The 19399-nt window shown below is 66.0% G+C and carries 19 protein-coding genes; 12 read left to right on the top strand and 7 right to left on the bottom strand.

The genetic code is table 11. The annotated features are described in order from the left end of the window. Positions 1–139: 139 nt before the first annotated feature. From mlaD to HOP59_RS05620, 3 genes are read right to left on the bottom strand one after another with little or no spacing between them, the layout of a single operon-like run. Complete coding sequence (gene mlaD, locus HOP59_RS05630; RefSeq protein ID WP_010629173.1) at positions 140–604, bottom strand: outer membrane lipid asymmetry maintenance protein MlaD; 465 nt, start codon at positions 602–604, stop codon at positions 140–142. A 37-nt stretch (positions 605–641) separates the two neighbouring features. Then, positions 642–1424: a lipid asymmetry maintenance ABC transporter permease subunit MlaE gene (mlaE, locus tag HOP59_RS05625; RefSeq protein ID WP_010629174.1), complete on the bottom strand. Its 783-nt coding sequence runs from the start codon at positions 1422–1424 to the stop codon at positions 642–644. Next, positions 1421–2233: an ABC transporter ATP-binding protein gene (locus tag HOP59_RS05620; RefSeq protein WP_010629175.1), complete on the bottom strand. Its 813-nt coding sequence runs from the start codon at positions 2231–2233 to the stop codon at positions 1421–1423. The genes mlaE and HOP59_RS05620 overlap by 4 nt, the downstream gene beginning before the upstream one ends. 141 nt (positions 2234–2374) lie before the next feature. On the opposite strand from HOP59_RS05620, the gene HOP59_RS05615 reads away from it, so the two are divergent. The 11 genes from HOP59_RS05615 (at position 2375) to HOP59_RS05565 (ending at position 10572) form a co-directional block, all read left to right on the top strand. Then, positions 2375–3322 (top strand): calcium/sodium antiporter, encoded by a 948-nt coding sequence (locus HOP59_RS05615; protein ID WP_010629176.1) that lies wholly within the window; start codon positions 2375–2377, stop codon positions 3320–3322. A 91-nt stretch (positions 3323–3413) separates the two neighbouring features. Continuing rightward, a complete protein-coding gene (locus HOP59_RS05610) occupies positions 3414–4370 on the top strand; it encodes a KpsF/GutQ family sugar-phosphate isomerase (protein ID WP_010629177.1) in 957 nt (318 codons plus the stop codon). 23 nt (positions 4371–4393) lie between these two features. After that, the gene (locus HOP59_RS05605; protein ID WP_010629178.1) at positions 4394–4951 is read left to right on the top strand and encodes a KdsC family phosphatase; all 558 of its coding nucleotides are present in this window, start codon (positions 4394–4396) and stop codon (positions 4949–4951) included. A gap of 12 nt (positions 4952–4963) precedes the next feature. Beyond that, the gene (gene lptC, locus HOP59_RS05600; protein WP_234253126.1) at positions 4964–5584 is read left to right on the top strand and encodes an LPS export ABC transporter periplasmic protein LptC; all 621 of its coding nucleotides are present in this window, start codon (positions 4964–4966) and stop codon (positions 5582–5584) included. Then, positions 5581–6108, top strand: a complete 528-nt coding sequence (lptA, locus tag HOP59_RS05595; RefSeq protein ID WP_010629180.1) for a lipopolysaccharide transport periplasmic protein LptA — start codon at positions 5581–5583, stop codon at positions 6106–6108. Before lptC ends, lptA begins: the two co-directional genes overlap by 4 nt. 7 nt (positions 6109–6115) lie before the next feature. Further along, entirely contained in the window at positions 6116–6841 is a 726-nt protein-coding gene (lptB, locus tag HOP59_RS05590; protein ID WP_010629181.1) for an LPS export ABC transporter ATP-binding protein, read from the top strand. 176 nt (positions 6842–7017) lie between these two features. Next, positions 7018–8439: an RNA polymerase factor sigma-54 gene (locus tag HOP59_RS05585; RefSeq protein WP_234253125.1), complete on the top strand. Its 1422-nt coding sequence runs from the start codon at positions 7018–7020 to the stop codon at positions 8437–8439. Positions 8440–8547: 108 nt separating this feature from the next. After that, entirely contained in the window at positions 8548–8856 is a 309-nt protein-coding gene (gene hpf, locus HOP59_RS05580) for a ribosome hibernation-promoting factor, HPF/YfiA family (protein WP_010629183.1), read from the top strand. Positions 8857–8862: 6 nt separating this feature from the next. Continuing rightward, on the top strand, positions 8863–9333 hold the full coding sequence (ptsN, locus tag HOP59_RS05575) for a PTS IIA-like nitrogen regulatory protein PtsN (protein WP_010629184.1): 471 nt from the start codon (positions 8863–8865) through the stop codon (positions 9331–9333). Positions 9334–9379: 46 nt separating this feature from the next. After that, the gene (rapZ, locus tag HOP59_RS05570; RefSeq protein WP_234253124.1) at positions 9380–10300 is read left to right on the top strand and encodes an RNase adapter RapZ; all 921 of its coding nucleotides are present in this window, start codon (positions 9380–9382) and stop codon (positions 10298–10300) included. Between the two features lie 2 nt (positions 10301–10302). Next, positions 10303–10572 carry an HPr family phosphocarrier protein gene (locus HOP59_RS05565; RefSeq protein ID WP_010629186.1) on the top strand — a complete coding sequence of 90 codons (270 nt, stop codon included), beginning with the start codon at positions 10303–10305 and terminating at the stop codon, positions 10570–10572. An 18-nt stretch (positions 10573–10590) separates the two neighbouring features. Here the strand turns inward: HOP59_RS05565 and pmbA are convergent, their stop codons facing one another. After that, positions 10591–11931 (bottom strand): metalloprotease PmbA, encoded by a 1341-nt coding sequence (gene pmbA / locus HOP59_RS05560; RefSeq protein WP_234253123.1) that lies wholly within the window; start codon positions 11929–11931, stop codon positions 10591–10593. Positions 11932–12079: 148 nt separating this feature from the next. Here pmbA and yjgA point away from each other — a divergent pair, with 148 nt between their 5' ends. Continuing rightward, positions 12080–12598, top strand: a complete 519-nt coding sequence (yjgA, locus tag HOP59_RS05555; RefSeq protein WP_234253122.1) for a ribosome biogenesis factor YjgA — start codon at positions 12080–12082, stop codon at positions 12596–12598. Positions 12599–12641: 43 nt separating this feature from the next. Here yjgA and tldD read toward each other — a convergent pair whose 3' ends face one another. The 3 genes from tldD to rng are packed head-to-tail and all read right to left on the bottom strand — an operon-like array spanning position 12642 to position 19394. Continuing rightward, a complete protein-coding gene (gene tldD, locus HOP59_RS05550; protein WP_234253121.1) occupies positions 12642–14096 on the bottom strand; it encodes a metalloprotease TldD in 1455 nt (484 codons plus the stop codon). Further along, entirely contained in the window at positions 14093–17923 is a 3831-nt protein-coding gene (locus HOP59_RS05545) for a YhdP family phospholipid transporter (RefSeq protein ID WP_234253120.1), read from the bottom strand. Before HOP59_RS05545 ends, tldD begins: the two co-directional genes overlap by 4 nt. Before the next feature lie 7 nt (positions 17924–17930). After that, positions 17931–19394 carry a ribonuclease G gene (rng, locus tag HOP59_RS05540; protein ID WP_010629191.1) on the bottom strand — a complete coding sequence of 488 codons (1464 nt, stop codon included), beginning with the start codon at positions 19392–19394 and terminating at the stop codon, positions 17931–17933. Positions 19395–19399: the final 5 nt, after the last annotated feature.

Raw genomic sequence — 19399 nt, 5'->3', positions numbered from 1 at the left:
ATCGCTGCTCAAATCGCCGAGCGAGATGAAGCGCAAGGCGCACGGAGCACAGGAACCGGAGCATATGGGGTATATGTGAGGATTCCGAGCACCGCGCAACGCAGCGATTCGCTCGCACAGGCATTTGAGAAGTAATTCCTCAATCGCTGACCATATTGGACACAAACTGCTGAATCAGTTCCTCCAGTACCAGAGCCGATTGCGTATCGCGGATGGTGTCGCCATCGACGAGCATCTCCGGGTCACCGCCGACGGTGAGTCCGATGTACTGCTCGCCCAGCAGGCCCGCCGTCAGGATGGCTGCCGTGGTATCCCGCGCCAGCCTCCCTTCCAGCTCGGCGTCGAGCTCGAGAATGACCCGGGCATCGTACCAGTCGCGGTCGAGTTCGATGGCAGTGACCCGCCCTACCGTCACCCCCGACATGGTGACTCGTGCACGTGGCTTGAGGCTGCCGATGTTGGCAAAGTTGGCCTCCAGCCGGAAGGTGTCGCCCGGCATGTTGAAGGTCAGCCCGCTGACCCTCAGCCCCAGGAACAGCAACCCCAGGATACCGGCCAGCATGAACAGGCCAACCCCCAGCTCCATTGTCTTACTGCGCTTCATCCTGCCTCTCCATCGCGCGATAGACGCCGCTCAACCATCAGGAAAATCCTCCGAACATCACCGCCGTAAGAACGAAATCGAGGCCCAATACGGCCAGGGACGAGTAGACCACCGTGCGCGTGGTGGCGCGGGATATGCCTTCTGCGGTCGGCACCAGGTCGTAGCCTTGGAACACCGCGATCCAGGTCACCACCAGGGCGAACACCATGCTTTTGATCATGCCGTTGCCGACATCGCCGATGAAGGCGACGCTGGACTGCATGCCGCCCCAGTAGGAGCCCTCGAACACGCCCAGCCACTCGACCCCGACCAGATAGCCGCCGTAGATGCCGATCACGCTGAAACCGATGGTCAGCAGCGGCAGGGCCACGAAGCCGGCCCACAGCCGGGGCGCCACCACCCGGCGCAGCGGATCGACGCCGATCATCTCCATGCTGGTGAGCTGCTCGGTGGCTTTCATCAGGCCGATCTCGGCGGTCAGCGCCGAGCCGGCACGACCGGCGAATAGCAGGGCCGCCACCACCGGTGACAGCTCGCGCAGCAGCGACAGCGCCACCATCTGGCCCAGTGCCTGCTCGGCGCCGAAGTCGACCAGGATGGTATAGCCCTGCAGCGCCAGCACCATGCCGATGAACAGACCGGAAACCAGCACGATGGCGATCGACAGCACGCCGACGAAGTGCATCTGGCGCAACCAGAGATACCAACCCTCGCGGGAAGGGACGCCGACCGCCGACTGGGCCAGGAACAGCCCTGAGCGACCCAGCGCTTCGAGCACGTCGCAGCCGCGACGCCCCAGATTCAAGATGTGTGCGATCACGGGCGCCCCTCCAGATCGAGGATATCGCGGAAGTACTCGGGGGCCGGATAGTGGAAGGGCACGGGGCCGTCCGGCTCGCCGTGCACGAACTGACTGACCCGCCGGTCCTCGTCCACATCCAGGCTGGCGGGAGTACCCTGCGCCATCACCTGACCGTCGGCGATGACATAGACATAGTCGGCGATGGAAAGTGCCTCGGGAATGTCGTGGGACACCACCACGGAGGTCAGCCCCAGCGCGTCGTTGAGGGTCTTGATCAGCTGCACCAGCACGCCCTTGGAGATCGGGTCCTGCCCGACGAAGGGCTCGTCGTAAAGCACTAGGTCGGGGTCCAGCGCAATGGCGCGGGCCAGGGCGACACGGCGGGCCATGCCGCCCGACAGCTCGGAGGGCATCAGCTCACGCGCCCCACGCAGCCCGACGGCCTGCAGCTTCATCAGCACCAGGTCGCGGATCATCGCTTCGGGCAGCTCGGTGTGCACGCGCAGCGGAAACGCCACGTTCTCGAAAACGCTGAGATCGGAGAACAGCGCACCGCTCTGAAACAGCATGCCCATGCGACGGCGCAGGGTGAACAGCGCCTTGCGCGACAGCCCATGCACGTCCTGTCCGTCGATCAGGACGCGACCGACATCGGGCGTGAGCTGGCCGCCGATCAGCTTGAGCAGCGTGGTCTTGCCGGTGCCGCTGGGCCCCATGATGGCGGTGATCCTGCCGCGAGGAATCTGCAGTTCGACGCCGCTGAAGATGGTCTTTTCACCGCGGGAAAAGTGCAGGCCCTTCACCTCCACGAGGGGGGATTCGATCATGCTGCAAGATCCAAGAAAGAATTATCGAACATCGTATCCTAATCATGCCGCCCGGCGCCAGCCTGCACGTCCTGTCGCTTGCACCCGAGCCACCGAAGACGTCTAATGTGCCACCTCGTATCCTAGCTGCGACCCTTCATCATGCTGCTGCCTGCCATCGCGATCGCCCTGGGCCTTGCCGTGCTCGTATGGAGCGCCGACCGCTTCGTCAATGCCGCTGCCGCCACGGCAAGCCGTACCGGGCTGAGCGCCATGCTGATCGGCATGACCGTGGTGGCGTTGGGCACCTCGGCCCCCGAGATGGTGGTGGCGGTGTTTGCCGCCCTGGATGGCCTGCCCGACCTGGCCACGGGCAACGCCCTGGGCTCCAACATCGCCAATATCGGCCTGGTGCTGGGCATCACTGCCCTGGTTCGCCCGATCCCGATACGCTTTTCCATGGTGCGGCGTGAATTGCCCCTGCTGCTGGGCGCCACCGGCCTGGCCGGCTATGCCCTGGCCAACGGTATCCTGGGGCGCTTCGATGCGCTGTTCCTGGGCCTGCTGCTGATCTTCAGCCTGTGGTGGCTGCTGCGTGCCGATACCCCCGATGCTCCGGCGGACGACGACATCCCCGAAATGACCCTCAGGCGCGCCTTGCTGTGGCTGGCTTTCACTCTCATCCTGCTGGCACTCGGCTCGCGCACCCTGGTGTGGGGTGCCAGCGAGCTGGCCCGCGGCCTGGGTATCAGCGAACTGATCATCGGCCTCACCGTGGTGGCAATAGGCACCAGCCTGCCTGAACTCGCGGCCTGCATTGCCAGTGCCATCAAGCGACATCACGACCTGGCCATCGGCAACGTGATCGGCTCCAACCTGTTCAACCTGTTGGCCGTGCTGCCGATTCCCGGCCTGTTGGCGCCTGGCCCGATCGACCCCGCCGCCGCCAACCGAGACTTTCCGATCATGCTGCTGCTGACCCTCGGCATGGGCATGCTCCTGCTGTGGTTCCGCCACGGCCGGCTCGGGCGGCTGCCCGGCATGCTCTTCCTGGGCATCTATCTGGTCTATCTGACCTGGCTGGCCGCGGCAACCAGCGGTGCCACTTGAGCGATTCCCCGCAAAGGACAACAATCAGCGCATGACCAACGACACCTCAACGCCGACAATCGAGAACGTCCCAGCGGAAGGGGACTCGCCCATGCGGGCTAGCGCCCGTCGCACCCTGCAGATCGAGGAGCAGGCCATTGCCGCGCTGGCCGGACGGCTCGACAGCCACTTCGACCGCGCCTGCGAGCTGATGCTCGCCTGCCAGGGCCGCGTCGTGGTAACCGGCATGGGCAAATCCGGTCACATTGCCGGCAAGATTGCCGCCACCCTGGCCAGCACCGGAACCCCCGCCTTCTTCGTACACCCCGGCGAAGCCAGCCATGGCGACCTGGGCATGATCACCCCGGGCGACGTGGTGCTGGCCCTGTCGAATTCCGGTGAGACGGCGGAAGTCACCGCCCTGCTACCACTGCTCAAGCGCATCGGCACACCGCTGGTGAGCATGACCGGACGCCCCGACTCGACACTCGCACGCCACGCCGATGCCCACCTCGACGCCGGGGTCGAACGCGAGGCATGCCCGCTCGACCTGGCACCGACCGCCTCCACCACCGCCGCCCTGGCACTGGGCGATGCGCTGGCGGTGGCGCTGCTCGAGGCACGCGGTTTCACCGCCGAGGACTTCGCCCTCTCCCACCCCGGCGGCAGCCTGGGCAAGCGCCTGCTGCTGCGGGTTGGCGATCTGATGCATCAGGGCGACCGGCTGCCCCGCGTGCCGCTGGGCAGCCCGCTGCGCGACGCCCTGCTCGAGATCACCCGCCAGGGACTCGGCTTCACCTGCGTCGTCGACGAGCAGAATCGTCTGATCGGTGTCTATACCGACGGCGATCTGCGCCGCACCCTCGATCAGCACCAGGATCTCAGCCGGCTGACGGTGGACGACGTCATGACCCGTCCCGGCAAGCGCATCAGCGCCGACCTACTGGCGGCCGAAGCGGTGCGCATGATGGAAGACAACCTGATCACGGCACTGGCCGTGGTCGATGACGATGGTCACCCGATCGGTGCCCTGCACATGCACGACCTGCTGCGAAGCGGCGTGATCTGAATTCACTCTGACAAGGAGAGCCCATGGCGCTCGCCACCTCGACCCTCGACCCGCGTCTGCTCGACCGCTTGCGCAAGATCCGCCTGCTCGCCCTGGACGTGGATGGCGTGCTCACCGACGGTCGGCTTTATTTCCAGGCCGACGGCGTGGAGATCAAGGCGTTCCACACCCAGGACGGCCTGGGCATCAAGCTGCTGCGCCGCGCCGGGCTACAGGTCGCCTTCATCACTGGCAGGGAGTCACCCATGGTCAGCCATCGCGCCGCCGCACTGGGCGTCGATCATGTCTTTCAGGGCTGCGAAGACAAGCTCACCACTCTCCGCGAACTCTGCAATCGCAAAGGCATCGAGCTCGAGCAGGTCGCCTTCTGCGGCGATGACCTGCCCGACCTGGCGCCCATCCAGCGCGCAGGTGTCGGCATCACCGTGCCCGGCGCCCCGCCCTACATCCGCGCCCTGGCCGATCACGTGACCGAGCGCAGCGGTGGCCATGGCGCAGTGCGCGAGATCTGTGACCTGCTGCTCGAGGCGCAGGGACATCGCGACGCCCTGATCGACACCTACATGCACGGCAAGCGCTGAGGTCGCCCGCCGATGCTGCGTCGTCTGCCGCGCCCCTCGTTCCGTATCTGGCTGTTTCTGCTGCTGCTGGCTCTGGGCGGCCTGATCACCTGGCTGGACCCATGGCGGCCCCCACCCCCCGGCCCGGTACCCACCGACGAAGCCGGCGAGCCCGACTACTTCCTGGAGCAGGCCCGCCTGACACGCTTCGATTTCGAAGGCCGCGCTCATCAGCGGCTGGAGAGCCCGCGCCTGGTACACACCCCTCACGACGACGTGACACGTGCCGTCACGCCGCTGGCGCACCTGATCGACCGCGAAGGACGACAGTGGGTGGCGAACAGCCAGGAGGGGCGGCTCGGCCCGGGCGGCAACCCGCTGACCTTGACCGGCGACGCACGGCTCTTCGCCCCCGAGGAGCGCTGGCAACTCGATACCGAGGTGCTGCACTACGACGCCAATGTCGGACACGCCTGGAGCGATACGCCGGCGCTGCTGCAGCAACCGCCGCAGCACATGCGCGGCGAACGCTTCGACGTCTGGATCCATGACAACCGGGCACGATTGACCGACAATGTGCGCGGCTATCATCCCCCGGAAGGCGCTCAGCCGGGACAGGCCGACCCCGTCACCCTGGAGGAACTCACGCCATGAAGCGACGCAAGCTTCCAACGCCACGCATGCTGCTCACCCTGGCATTGATCGGCCTGGCATGGAGCCCTGCCGCGAGCATGGCCCAGCAGCGCGACGCCGACCAGCCCATCCATATCGAGGCCGACCGGCTCGATCTCGACGATGTCGCCGGCACGGCGGTCTACACCGGCGACGTGGACATTCGCCAGGGCACCATGCGCATCACCGGCGACCGCGTCGAGCTCCGGCGCAACGCGGCCGGAGAGTTGTCACGCGCCACGGCCCGCGGCGAGCGTGCCTACCTCGAACAGCAGCCCGACCCCGATCAGCCCGTGGTCCGCGGCTGGGGACGTACCGTCATCTATCACGCGGCCGAACGCCGCGTCGAACTGATCGACCGCGCCGAGCTGCACCAGGGTGGGGACACCTTCGATGGCGGCTATCTCGAGTACTTCCTCGACCGTCGCGTGGTTCAGGCCCGCGCCGAGAGCGAAGGCGTCGAAGGACGCCAACGCATTCGCATGACCCTGCAGCCGGAGCGCTGAGATGGCGATGAAGACCCTGCACGCCCGTCACCTGGCGAAAAGCTACAAGCGCCGGCGCGTGGTGCACGACATCAGTCTCTCCATCGAACAGGGCTGCGTGGTGGGGCTACTCGGCCCCAACGGAGCCGGCAAGACCACCTCGTTCTACATGATCGTGGGGCTGGTCAAGGCCGATGCCGGCAACGTCTGCATCGACGATCTCGACCTCTCCAAGAGCGCCATGCACGAGCGCGCCAAGGCGGGCATCGGCTATCTGCCTCAGGAAGCTTCGATCTTCCGCAAGCTCTCGGTGGCCGACAACATCATGGCAATCCTGGAAACACGCAAGGACCTGGATCGTCAGGGGCGTCAGCAGCGCCTGGAGCAGCTGCTGGAGGACTTTCACGTCACGCACATCCGCGACAACCTGGGCATGAGCCTGTCCGGGGGTGAGCGGCGGCGAGTGGAGATCGCCCGGGCGCTGGCCACCGAGCCGGCCTTCATTCTGCTGGACGAGCCCTTTGCCGGGGTCGACCCGATCTCGGTGGGCGAGATCAAGGGCATCATCCGTCAGCTCAAGGCCCGCGACATCGGCGTGCTGATCACCGATCATAACGTGCGTGAGACGCTGGACATCTGCGATTCGGCCTACATCGTCGGCGACGGCCAGATCATCGCGGAAGGCGACGCCGAAGCCATCCTGGCCAACCGGCGCGTGCGCGAAGTCTATCTCGGCGAGGACTTCCGGCTATAGCGCTCTCGCGCCCATAACGCATTCTTCGCCGACAAGCAAGAATCTGATCTTAAATTAAAAGCTTCTAACAGGCATGAATATTGCCGATGGCATGCTTATTGCAGCCTCGAGCTCTTGCAAGTGATCGTCGGCCAGTCTAGGGTAGAGTCTTTCCGGCAAATGAGCCCATTATTCTCATGGCCATGAAAGCATCATTGCAACTGCGAGTCGGCACTCAGCTGACCATGACACCACAGCTACAGCAGGCCATCGCGCTGCTGCAGCTCTCCACCCTGGACTTGCGCCAGGAGATCCAGCAAGCTCTCGAGTCCAATCCCATGCTGGAGCTCGACGACGGCTTCGGCGAACAGGCCGTCAGCGAACCCCAGAGCGACGACTGGGCCAGCGAAATTCCCGGTGAGCTCTCCACCGACAGCGACTGGACGGATACCTATCCCGATCATGGCAGCGGCACCGCCGGCGCCACCGGTGAAGGCCCCGACTTCGAACGCCAGGCCTCTGGGCAGACGCTGGCCGGCCACCTGATGTGGCAGTTGGCGATGATCGATGTGAACGAGCGTCAGCGCCAGATTGCCGAGAGCCTGATCGATGCCGTGGACGGCACCGGCTACCTGACCCAGCCGCTGGAAGAGATCCGCGACGGCCTGCGGCGCCAGGGCCTCGAGGGGTTGCCCACCCGCGAGGTCGAGCAGGTGCTGCTGCGCCTGCAGCAGTTCGAACCCACCGGCGTCTTCGCCCGGGATCTACGCGAGTGCCTGATGCTGCAGCTCGCCACCCTGCCTGACGACACTCCCCTGCTGCCCCAGGCACGCCGCCTGGTGCGCCAGTTTCTCGAGGCCTTGGCCGCCGACGACCGCCGCCTGCTCAAGCGCCGCCTGAGCCTGGACGACGAGGCCCTCGACGACGCCATTGCCCTGGTACGCTCCCTGAACCCCCGCCCCGGCAGCGACTATGCCGAGGTCGGCAGCAACTACATCACCCCCGACCTGGTCGCCTATCACGACGAGTCCGGCTGGCGCGTGGAGCTCAATGCCGAAGCGCTTCCACGGCTGCGCATCCAGCCCGACTACGTCGCCCTGGTGCGGCGCGCCGACAAGAGCCAGGACAACCAGTTTCTCAAGGACCACCTTCAGGAAGCTCGCTGGCTGATGAAGAGCCTGGCCAGCCGTAACGACACCCTGCTGCGGGTGGGGCGCGAGATCATGGCCCGCCAGATCGACTTCCTGGAGCAGGGCGAGGAGGCGATGAAGCCCCTGGTGCTGGCCGACATCGCCCAGACCGTGGAGATGCACGAGTCGACCATATCGCGGGTGACGACGCAGAAGTTCATCCACACGCCGCGCGGCGTATTCGAACTGAAGTATTTCTTCTCCAGCCATGTCGGCGGCAACGGCGAGGGAGACGCTCACTCCAGCACCGCGATTCGCGCCCGCATTCGCAAGCTGATCGCCGACGAGCCACCGCGCAAGCCGCTCTCGGACAGCCGCCTGGTGGAGCTGCTGGCCGACGACGGCATTCAGGTGGCGCGCCGCACCGTGGCCAAGTATCGTGAAGCGCTGGGGATACCCTCCTCGAGCGAACGCAAGCGCTTTCGTTGAAGTCGAAACGCAGCGTTGACAGCGGACAAGAGCGTCGTTCGGAGGGGTTTGCAAGGAGGCAAAAAGGGTTACAATCAAACCACCACTCGAAGGACGAAGGAGCTTGTCATGCAAGTCAACATCACCGGCCATCATGTTGAACTGACCAATTCCCTGCGTGACTACGTGAGCGAGAAGCTTAGCCGCGTCCAACGGCACTACGACAACATCACCAACGTCCAGGTCACCCTGTCCATCGAGAAGGAGCGCCAACAGGCCGCCTGCACGCTGCATGCCGCCGGTGCCGACCTGCATGCCGAAGCCTCCGACCCGGACATGTACGCCGCCATCGATGCGCTGACCGACAAGCTCGACCGCCAATTGGTCAAGCACAAGGAAAAGGCCCAGGCCCGCGCCCAGGGCGCCGGCATTCGCTGAGTTGCCATGACACTGGAAACCATACTGCCCCCTGAACGCGCGCTGTTCGACGTTCCCGGGGGCAGCAAGAAGAGGGTGCTGGAGTTTTTCAGCACCTTCATTGCGCAGAACACCCCGAGCCTCGACAGCCAGGAGGTCTTCGGCCGATTGATCGGCCGTGAGCGACTGGGCAGCACCGGCATCGGCAACGGCGTCGCCATTCCGCATGCGCGAAGCCCGCACTGCCACAGCCCAGTCGCCGCCTTCCTCAAGCTGGCCGAGCCCATCGATTTCGACGCCATCGACGGCGAACCGGTCGACTTGGTCTTCGTGCTGCTGGTACCCGAGGAGGCCGACGATACGCATCTGTCGCTGCTGAGCCAGGTAGCCGGCGTGATGAACGATGCCGAGACCCGTTCACGGCTGCGCAAGTGCGAAAGCCAGCGCGAACTTCACGAGCGTCTGATCGACGCCATCCGACGACAGTCTTCGGCCTGACCGCTCCCCCTTGCCGCTCGGCCAGCCCCTGATCAGGAGAAACGTAATGCAGCTTGTGATCATCAGCGGCCGTTCAGGCTCCGGCAAGTCGATCGCACTGCAGGCGCTCGAAGACATCGGCTACTACGCCATCGACAACCTTCCGGCGATGCTGCTCGGCTCGCTGGTCGACGAGCTGCGCGGCTCACCCACGGCACAGCAGTGCATCGCCGTAAGCATCGATGCGCGCAATCTTCCTCACGCGCTGGAACGGTTCCCCAGGCTGCTGGAGGAGCTGCGCGCCAAGCAGGTCGACTGTCAGATCGTCTACCTCACCACCGATGCGCGAATCCTGATCGAGCGCTACTCCGCCACCCGGCGCCGGCACCCGCTGACCCGCGACAGGGACATGACCCTGAGCGAAGCCATCGAAACGGAAGACACGACACTGAGCGAGATTCGCAACCTCGCCGACCTGATCATCGATACGTCGCGGCTTTCGGTGAACGATCTGCGTGGGCGCATCACCGAGCAGGTGGCCAGCCATCGTGCCGACCAGCTGACCCTCACGGTGGAGTCGTTCGGTTTCAAGGGTGGCGTACCGCTCGACGCTGACATCGTGTTCGACGCCCGCTGTCTGCCCAATCCGTACTGGGACCCGCGCTTGCGTGCGGCGACCGGTCGCGAAGCGAGTATCGTGGAGTTCCTCGAACAGTATCCGCTGGTTCACCAGATGCACGAGGACATCGTCGCCTGGGTAGAACGCTGGCTGCCGGCCTATCGCGACAGCCATCGTAGCTACCTCACGGTGGCCATCGGCTGCACCGGCGGCCAGCATCGCTCGGTGTATCTGGCCGAACGTCTCGCCCGACACCTCGCCCAGCAGCAGCCCGACGTGCGTCTGCGCCACCGCGAACTCGGCATTCATATACCGGTCACTGCCACGCAGGAGACGACCGCAGCGCCATCCGAACGCAAGGAAACCTGAGCGTGCCCAGCCGCAAGCTGACCCTGACCAACAAACGCGGCCTCCATGCACGTGCTGCCACCAAGCTGGTTCAGTGCTGCCAGCCCTTCGATGCACGCGTGTTCGTCTGCCGGGGAGCCCAGCAGGCCGACGCCACCAACATCATGGCCCTGCTGATGCTTGGCGCTCCCTGCGGCACTGAACTCGATATCAGCGCCGAGGGAACGGATGCGGAAGCGGTACTCGAAGCCATCGAGGCTCTATTCGAGGCCCGCTTCGATGAGGATCTTTAGGAATGGCCTATAGGCGGCTCAGCCTCCGGCAACGGTCATCTCGTCGATCAGCCAGCTACCGGTGTGAATGCTGCCGCGGGTGTCGATGTCGCTGCCCACGGCCTGCAAGCCCTTGAACATCGCCTCGAGATTGCCGGCGATGGTGAACTCCTCGACCGGGTACTGGATCTCGCCGTTCTCGACCCAGAAGCCGGCCGCGCCGCGGGAGTAATCACCGGTCACGCCGTTGACCCCCTGCCCCATCAGCTCGGTCACCAGCACCCCACGTCCCATGCGGGCGAGCAGCTCCTCACGCGACGCCAACGGTGCCGCGATCCGCAGATTGCGGGCGCCGCCGGCGTTGCCCGTGGTCTGCAGGCCCAGGCGCCGTGCGCTGTAGGCCGACAGCATGTAGCTGGCCAGACGCCCCTCTTCGATGAAAACGTTGTCGCGGGTCTGCACGCCGTCGTTGTCGAACGGGGAGCTGGCCATGGCACCGCGCTCCATGGGCCGCTCGCCCAGCGTGAACCAGTCGGGAAACAGCCTGTCTCCCAACCGATCGCACAGGAACGACGCCTGACGATAAAGCGAACCGCCGGCGATGGCACTCATCAGATGACCGACGAGACCGCTGGCGACGGTGGCATCGAACATCACCGGCAGGCGCCCGGTGGCGGGCCGACGCGCGCCCAGCCGCTGCAGGGTGCGCTCTGCCGCCTTCCTGCCCACGGCCCCGGCGTCCCGCAACTCATGCGGATTGCGCGCACTGGTGTAGTCGTAGTCGCGCTGCATGCCGTTCGCGTCCTCGGCGATCAACATGCAGGAGAGCGAGTGACGGCTACCGCGCTGGCTGCCGAGAAAACCATGACTGTTGGCGTAGACCCTTACTCCTTCGCCACTGGAGAGCGAGGCGCCCTCCGATTGGCGTATGCCCGCCTCGGCGCGACCCGCTGCTTCGCAGGCCAGCGCCAGCTCGATGGCCTGTTCGGTGGTGAGCGGCCAGGGGTGGTGCACATCCAGATCGGGCAGCTCGGTAGCCATCAGCTCGGCGTCGGCCAGCCCTGCCGCGGGGTCCTCACCGGTGTAGAGGGCAATGGCCATGGCCTTCTCCACGACCTCGCGGATCGACGCCTCGCCGGCATCGGTGGAGGAAGCGCTGCCCTTGTGGCCACGCAGGTAGACGGTAACGGCGATACCCTGGTCGCGGGAAAGTTCGACGGATTCCACCTCGCCTTCGCGCACGCTGATGCCGATACCCTGGTCGACGCTGGCCCCCACCTCGCAGGCATCGGCTCCCAGGTGTCGCGCCAGCGCCAGCGCCTGCTCGGCACGCGACTCCAGCAGCGCCTGCTGGGCGGCGGCATCGAAAGCCTTGCTCATTTTCATCTCCCTCATCCACCGGCAGCGCCGGTATCCGTTCGTGTCTGTTCCCGCCGCGGCGCGACGGGCTGATATACTGCGGTCATTCGACCCTATTCATCACCCGATGGCCAGCCCGAGGCCGGCCCTCTCATCACTTGGATGCGGCATGACCCAGGACATTCCCACTCTCTCCGGCGAAAGCTCCGACGAACGGCCCAGCAAGTCTCAGCTCAAGCGCGAAATGCATGCGCTACAGGCCTTGGGCGAACAGATCATCGCCATGACGCCGACCGAGCGCGCCCGCTTCCCGCTGTCCGAGGACATGCTTGCCGCCGTCGAGGAAACCTCCCGCATCCGCTCTCACGAAGGACGCCGGCGCCACATGCAGTACGTCGGCAAGCTGATGCGGCGCGAAGACCTCGAGGCGATCCAGGCGGTGTTCGACCAGATCGAACAGGAGCAACGTCATCGCGACCTGGCCTTCCATCGCCTCGAGAAGTGGCGCGACCGCCTCATCGAGGACGGCGACGATGCCGTCGAGGCCTTCATCGAGGAGCATCCCGAGGTCGACCGTCAGGCCCTGCGCCAGCTGATCCGCAACGCCAAGAGCGAGCGTGAGCGGGGCAAACCCCCGGCCAATGCGCGCAAGCTGTTCCGACTCATCCGCGAGACAGCGGGGCTTTAAACCACTCGCCGCTCGGGACTGGTCAGGCGGCAGGCACGTTCTTTCATGAAGCGGTGCCGCCGACGGTGAGCTCATCAAGCTTCAAGGTGGGCTGACCCACGCCCACCGGCACGCCCTGCCCCTCCTTGCCGCATACCCCGATGCCGGTGTCGAGTTCCAGATCGTGGCCGATCATCGATACCCGCCCCATCGCCTCCGGCCCGTTGCCGATCAGGGTCGCCCCCTTGACCGGCGCGGTGATTTTGCCGTCCTCGATCAGGTAGGCCTCGCTCGCCGAGAACACGAACTTGCCCGACGTGATGTCCACCTGGCCACCGCCGAAGCTGACCGCGTAGATACCGCGGCGGACGCTGGCAATGATCTCCGCCGGGTCGTCCTGACCGGCCAGCATGTAGGTGTTGGTCATACGCGGCATCGGCATGTGCGCGAACGACTCGCGACGGGCGTTTCCGGTGGGCTGCATGCCCATCAGTCGGGCGTTGAGCTTGTCCTGCATGTAGCCGGTGAGGATGCCGTCTTCGATCAGCGGGGTGTACTGACCCGGCGTGCCTTCGTCGTCCACGCTCATGGAACCGCGGCGGTCGGCCAGGGTGGCATCGTCCACCACCGTGACCCCGGGGGCTGCCACACGCTGACCCAAACGCCCGGCAAATGCCGAGCTGCCCTTGCGGTTGAAGTCGCCCTCGAGGCCATGGCCTACCGCTTCGTGCAGCAGGATGCCGGGCCAGCCGGGTGCGAGCACCACCGGCATCTGTCCGGCGGGGGCGTCCACCGCCTCCAGATTCACCAAGGCCTGGCGTACCGCCTCCTTGGCAAAGCGTTCGGCGGCGCTATCGTCACGCAGACGGGACATGGCGTAGCGCCCACCGCCACCGGCGCTGCCGCGCTCGCGTCGGCCGTTCTTGACGGCGATGACGCTGACGTTGAAGCGCACCAGCGGGCGCACGTCCGCCGCCAGGGTGCCGTCGCTGGCACGTACCAGCACGACTTCGTGAACGCCGGTCAGGGAGGCGCTGACCTGGGTAATGGCGGGGTCGGCGGCGCGCGCCACACGGTCGGCCTGCTTGAGCAGCGCGATCTTGTCCTCGGCGGAGAGGCCCGACAGCGGATCGACCGTGGCATAGCGCAGCTCTGCGCCGGTCGCGATGCGCGGCGCGAGCGACAGGCTGGCACCGCTGCGCACGATGCCGGACGCCGTGCGGCCAGTTTCCGCCAGGGCATCGGCGGTAATCTGGTTGGAATAGGCGAAGCCGGTCTTCTCGCCGGCCATGGCGCGCACACCCACGCCGCCGTCGATGTTGTAGCTCGCTTCCTTGACTTCACCATCCTCGAGCACCCAGCTTTCGTGCCAGCTGCGCTGAAAGTAGAGGTCGGCATAGTCGACGCCCGGCGTCAGCACATGGCCAAGGCCTGCGTCGAGCGCCTCGACGTCCAGTCCGCCGGGGTGCAACAGGATCTCCGCGGCGGTATCGAGCAGAGCGGATGAGGATGTCGTCATTCTGCGGTTTCCAAGGTGATGTCGGGCGAGGTCCAGGGACCACGCACGCGATAGTGAATTCGGGTGACTCGGTCGATGGCGCTGCCGAAGAGTCGGTCGGCGATGAAGAGCGCACCACCCACCACCGGCGCGCCGGCGATCACCGCCGCAAGCGGCAAACTGCTGCTGACGGGTACTGTGACGCCCAGACGCTGGTCCAGTTCCCGACGCGAGAGGTCGACGGTACCCTCCAGCGTGAAGGAAGTGGCCGGGCCGTCGATCCTGATGGGGCCGGTCGTCTCCAGTACGCCTCCATACAGGGTAGCAGCCCCGATGACGTGATCGAAGGCCGTGCCCTGGCCAGTCACGTCGGAAAAGTCCATGCGCAGCCGTCGTACCAGGTTGTCGACGTTGAGTAGGCCCACCACTCGCGCCGTGGGAGACTCCAGGTTGACGAAGCGTCCATTACGCAGCTCCGCCTCGACGCTGCCACGCGAGCGAGCCAGGGCGAACTGCCAAGGCGGCCCCGGCCAGGCCAGTTGACTGCGTACGCGTGTCTCGTTGCTGCGAATCGAAACCGGCTGACCGAGCCGCTCCAGCGCCGTACCCAGGTCGCGCCCATCGAGATCGAGTCGTGAGCGGGTCAGGCTGTCGCCCGGACCGGCGGACTCCCAGACCACTTCTCCCCGCGCCGTGATCTGCCCCAAGGTGAGCCCCAGTGGCGCCACTCTGAGCCGCTGCGGCGAGCCCTCCCAATGAGCCGTGAGCGGGCCGATCACCCGTCCCTGATAGAGAATCTCCGCCAGTCGCAGGCGGCCGTTGGGCACCTCGCCGACCCAGCCAGGCAAAGGCGTCGGATCCGGCGGCACGTCCAGCTCCGCGAGAAGATTGCCGGCCTCTTGCGTCTCGGCGGGCAGCAGGCCGTCCAGCGTCAAGCGGTCGAGCGCGATATCCAGCGGTTCGGCAAGAGCGGGGCGATAATCGAGAGAGCCCTCGAGCAGATCCCCCCGCAGGGCGACATGCCAACCGCCGCCGGTATGCGGACGTGCATCGGCCGTCATCACGCCCAGGCAATCCTCCGGACCGACAAGACAGGCGGTCTCCACCCGCAGGCGACGCAGCGGCCCGGGGCCTTCACCGCCCCCTGGCGCCCCCCCATCGAGCAGCGGTGCCAGCGCCGTACCCCACTCCACCAGGTCGAGACGGGATTGGTATATCGTGCCCGACCAGCCCTCCTGATCGGGCCAACTGGGTGCGTCGGGCAGTCGCCCAAGCCAGAACTGCCCCTGGCCCAGATCCGACCACGGCAGGCCGCGCCAGCGCAGACGGGCATCGCCACCCATTTCGGCCTCAACCCGCTGTTGATCGAGATCGGCTTCGATCCACAGCGTACGACTCTCGCCGGCCGGCTTGCCCAGCGGCGCCGGCAGGTCGATGGCGACACCCTGCAGGTTGCTGTCGAAGCGGAAGGTATTGCGCGTTTCGCCAAGCGTAAACCTTGCCCGCCAAGGCAGGCGCCCCGACACCCCATCAGCCAGGGCAGTGACATCGAAACGCTGCAGTACCCGGTCCACTTCGACGCCACCGTCTAGTGCGACGTAGCCTGCCAGCGTATCGATATCGGCATTGATCGGCCCGCCGAACAGGCGCCCTTCCAGGCGACCCTCGAGCCCACCCTCGTCGTCGCGCTGACGCCAGGCAAGCGGCCCCTTCACATCGCTGAGGGGCACTTCCAGCGGCAGGTAGACCAGCCGCTGCATGTCGACGTCGGTTTCGAGATCGAGTTGAAAGCCCTCCTCTTCGCCCAGCCTGGTGCTGAGCTCGATCCTGCCGCTGGCGCTCCCCTCCCCGCGCCAATCGTCGACCTGCTCGATGCCATCAACGGGAATGGCGCGCAGGTAGCGGCGCACGCCGTCGGCATCGGAGGTGAGGTCGCCGATCACATGCAGCACGTCGTCCTCTATGGTGACCCGCCCATTGTGGCCCAGGACTCCCAGGCTCTCAGCGTGATAGACCTCGGCATCGAGAGTGCCGATACCCGCGGTGAGCCGTCCTTCGAGGCCCTCGATAACAGGCCAGCGAGGGTCGAAGGGCAGCCGGCCCTCCTCTATCTCGAGATCCAGCCGCAAGCGCGGTTCGACACCGCTGCCGCCACGCCGGAGCGGCAGATGCAGCTTGAGCTCACCGGACGGTACACGGCCGGCCACCCCGGCAGCGAGCCAGGCATCGAGTTCTTCGCCTAGCACATCGGCGGGCAGCCAGTCCATCAGCGGACGCTCCAGGGCATCCGCATTGCGGAAGCGCAGGTCGAGCCCAAGGCCACCATGCACGCCACCGCCGATTGCCAGGCCGAAGCCGCCCTCCACTTCGGCTCCCTGCCAGCCGGCCTTGAGATCGCGACCGCTGACAAAAGTGCGTGGTCCTTCGTAGGTCCAGCGCACCTCGCCACTGGCATGGGAGAGTTCCATCGGCGCCGGATAGAGCTCTGGCACCTTGAACGTGGGGTCGCCGACACCGACGAACTCGATTCGCCCCGAGAGGTCCCGCGCTTCCACCCAGGCGTCGAGAGGCCCACCGCCCGGCACATCGTCCCAGGGCTCCACCTCAACCTGATGCAGCGCTGCCTGCGCCAGCCACTGCCCGTTACGCCGGCCCACGCCCAGTCCTGAGATCAGCCCGCGAGGCTCCAGGGCGTCGATGGTGCGCACCAGCCCCTCGGGCAACAGCACGCGCTCCTGCCAGGCGGCAAGCGACGCCAGCTCGAACTGACTGGTGGTCAGCCACCAGCCGTCACCATCGTGGCGTATGTGCCAGAAGTGCGGCAGCGCCGGCTGTTGCTCGTCTTCGAGCTCACGCGGCTCCGCCCAGTCGGCGGCTGAAGCGTCACCCTGCAGCCACGCCTCCCAGCCCTCGTCGTTGCGCAGCCACTGGCCGCGGGCCTTGAGCGGTTCCAGCACGATCGGTTCGTCGTCACGCCGCAGCACCAAACGCGGCACATCGATATCCAGCCTCGCATCGGCCAGCGCGCCACGATGCCAACGCCCCCAGAGGGTGACGTCGCCGCTGGCGTCCTCCAGGCGCAGGGGATCGTCGAGGGTGAACACCTCGACCAGATCGATCAACGTGTCGAGCTTCATGTCGGCCTGGAGGGCGGCACTGAAATCACGGAACCCGGTGGGTCCGGGAAATACTTCGAGCACGGCCTGCAGGGTGGCCTCCTCCTGCCCCTCGAGATGCACTTCGCCCTCGAGATGGGCACGTCGCTCGTCGCCGGTGAGCAGCAAGCGCGGCGCGAACATGTCGACCCGTCGCTCGCGACCGTGCAACACCAGCCGCACGTCTTCCACCCAGGCGCGCTGGCGCAGCAACAGCCCGACCCAGAAATCGAGCCGCTCGAGGTCGAACTCGCCTTCGAGGAGCTCAGGAGGGATCCTGGCCGGATCCGGCCAGTGCCAGCCGCCCTGCTCGTCCTGATAGAGATGAAGGGTAAGTCCGCTGAGGCGTGCATCCTCTACCACGGGTACGCCGGTACGCAGGCTGGCGGCCGTGTTCAGACGTAGCTGCGCCTGATCGACCTCAAGCAGCGGCAGGCCGGCCTCCCCCGGCTGTGTGCTCATGGTGAGACCGCCGCCCGTCACCATGGGATCGAGTCGGGCCAGGGCAGCGTCGAACTCGCGCAGCTGTACCGTCGCTCCCGTGCGCGCCTCGAGCAGCCGCTCGACGCGTGGCGCCAGTTGGTCGACCTGGGAAAGCGCCAGCCGCAGCACTACCAGCAGCACCGCGACCAGGGCCAGCAGCACGGCCAGCAGAGTGAGACTCCAGCGGGCTACCTGACGTAAGGGATGCATCCGCCGCTCACATCAGCACGATGTCGTACTGCTCCTGGGAATAGTGCGCCTCGACCTGGAAACGAATCGTCTTGCCTATGAAGGCCTCCAGGTCGGCAACCGCCGCCGACTCCTCGTCGAGCAGCCGATCCACCACCGGCTGAGATGCCAGCACCATGTAGGTTTCGGCGTTGTAGGCACGCTCCTCGCGCAGGATCTCGCGAAAGATTTCGTAGCACACCGTCTCGGCTGTCTTCAGGGTGCCCCGCCCACCGCAGGTGGGACACGACTCGCACAGGGTCTGCTCGAGGCTCTCCCGGGTGCGCTTGCGGGTCAACTGCACCAGCCCCAGTTCGGTGACCCCGGTGCACTTGGTCTTGGCGTGATCGCGCTCCAGCGCCTTCTCGAGTACCCGCAGCACCTGGCGCTGATGCTCTGGGTCCTCCATGTCGATGAAGTCGATGATGATGATGCCGCCCAGGTTGCGCAGCCGCAGCTGACGGGCGATGGCGTTGGCCGCCTCGAGATTGGTCTTGAAGATGGTCTCTTCGAGGTTGCGATGCCCCACGTAGCCGCCGGTATTGACGTCGATGGTGGTCATCGCCTCGGTCGGGTCGATCACCAGGTAGCCGCCCGATTTCAGCTGTACCTTGCGGCCCAGCGCCTTCTGGATCTCGTCCTCGACGCTGTAGAGGTCGAAGATGGGCCGCTCCCCGGGGTAGTACTCGATGCGTGCCGTGGAGTCGGGCATGAACTCCTCGGCAAACTCCAGCAGCTTGAGGTAATTCTCCCGCGAATCGATGCGCACCTTCTCGATCTCGTCGCGCATCAGGTCGCGCAGAGTGCGGATAAACAGTGGCAGATCGTCGTAGATCACGCTGGGTGCCGGTGCGGTCACCTTGCGTTCGCTGACCTTGCGCCACAGCCGCAGCAGGAAGTGCATGTCGGAGAAGAGCTCCTCCTTGCCCACGTTCTCCGCCGCCGTTCGCACGATGAAGCCGCCGGTGATCTCGATCTCCTGCTCCTGCTGGCAGAGTTCGAGCAGCTCGCGCAGGCGCTCCCGTTCACGCTCGTCCTCGATGCGCTGCGACACGCCGTGGTGCGGGGAGTCGGGCATATAGACCAGGTAGCGCGAAGGAACCGACAGATGGGTGGTAAGGCGTGCACCCTTGGAGCCGATGGGGTCCTTGGTGACCTGAACGACCAGCGCCTGCCCCTCGTGGAGCAACTGGCCGATGGTGGCCTGCTCCTCCGGTGGGGTGCCGGGCGGCATCACTTCATGGGCATGGATGAAGGCCGCACGGTCGAGGCCGATGTCGACGAAGGCCGCCTGCATGCCGGGGAGCACCCGCACCACGCGTCCCTTGTAGATGTTGCCGACGATGCCACGTCGGCGCGTACGCTCGATCAGCGCCTCCTGCAGCACGCCGTTTTCCACCACCGCCACGCGGGTTTCCATCGGCGTCAGGTTGATCAGTACTTCGCCGCTCATGCGGA

It is taken from the genome of Billgrantia aerodenitrificans (genome assembly GCF_021404405.1).
Taxonomy (GTDB): domain Bacteria; phylum Pseudomonadota; class Gammaproteobacteria; order Pseudomonadales; family Halomonadaceae; genus Halomonas; species Halomonas aerodenitrificans.
Note: the sequence above shows the minus strand (reverse complement) of the source record. Positions and strands in the feature narration are given on the sequence as shown.

What these genes read in the sequence shown, in the direction of transcription:
- mlaD (WP_010629173.1), bottom strand. Translation starts at nt 604, where the DNA reads ATGAAGCGCAGTAAGACAATGGAGCTGGGGGTTGGCCTGTTCATGCTG.
- HOP59_RS05620 (WP_010629175.1), bottom strand. Translation starts at nt 2,233, where the DNA reads ATGATCGAATCCCCCCTCGTGGAGGTGAAGGGCCTGCACTTTTCCCGC.
- HOP59_RS05615 (WP_010629176.1), top strand. Translation starts at nt 2,375, where the DNA reads ATGCTGCTGCCTGCCATCGCGATCGCCCTGGGCCTTGCCGTGCTCGTA.
- HOP59_RS05610 (WP_010629177.1), top strand. Translation starts at nt 3,414, where the DNA reads ATGCGGGCTAGCGCCCGTCGCACCCTGCAGATCGAGGAGCAGGCCATT.
- HOP59_RS05605 (WP_010629178.1), top strand. Translation starts at nt 4,394, where the DNA reads ATGGCGCTCGCCACCTCGACCCTCGACCCGCGTCTGCTCGACCGCTTG.
- lptC (WP_234253126.1), top strand. Translation starts at nt 4,964, where the DNA reads ATGCTGCGTCGTCTGCCGCGCCCCTCGTTCCGTATCTGGCTGTTTCTG.
- lptA (WP_010629180.1), top strand. Translation starts at nt 5,581, where the DNA reads ATGAAGCGACGCAAGCTTCCAACGCCACGCATGCTGCTCACCCTGGCA.
- lptB (WP_010629181.1), top strand. Translation starts at nt 6,116, where the DNA reads ATGAAGACCCTGCACGCCCGTCACCTGGCGAAAAGCTACAAGCGCCGG.
- HOP59_RS05585 (WP_234253125.1), top strand. Translation starts at nt 7,018, where the DNA reads ATGGCCATGAAAGCATCATTGCAACTGCGAGTCGGCACTCAGCTGACC.
- hpf (WP_010629183.1), top strand. Translation starts at nt 8,548, where the DNA reads ATGCAAGTCAACATCACCGGCCATCATGTTGAACTGACCAATTCCCTG.
- ptsN (WP_010629184.1), top strand. Translation starts at nt 8,863, where the DNA reads ATGACACTGGAAACCATACTGCCCCCTGAACGCGCGCTGTTCGACGTT.
- rapZ (WP_234253124.1), top strand. Translation starts at nt 9,380, where the DNA reads ATGCAGCTTGTGATCATCAGCGGCCGTTCAGGCTCCGGCAAGTCGATC.
- pmbA (WP_234253123.1), bottom strand. Translation starts at nt 11,931, where the DNA reads ATGAGCAAGGCTTTCGATGCCGCCGCCCAGCAGGCGCTGCTGGAGTCG.
- yjgA (WP_234253122.1), top strand. Translation starts at nt 12,080, where the DNA reads ATGACCCAGGACATTCCCACTCTCTCCGGCGAAAGCTCCGACGAACGG.
- tldD (WP_234253121.1), bottom strand. Translation starts at nt 14,096, where the DNA reads ATGACGACATCCTCATCCGCTCTGCTCGATACCGCCGCGGAGATCCTG.
- HOP59_RS05545 (WP_234253120.1), bottom strand. Translation starts at nt 17,923, where the DNA reads ATGCATCCCTTACGTCAGGTAGCCCGCTGGAGTCTCACTCTGCTGGCC.
- rng (WP_010629191.1), bottom strand. Translation starts at nt 19,394, where the DNA reads ATGAGCGGCGAAGTACTGATCAACCTGACGCCGATGGAAACCCGCGTG.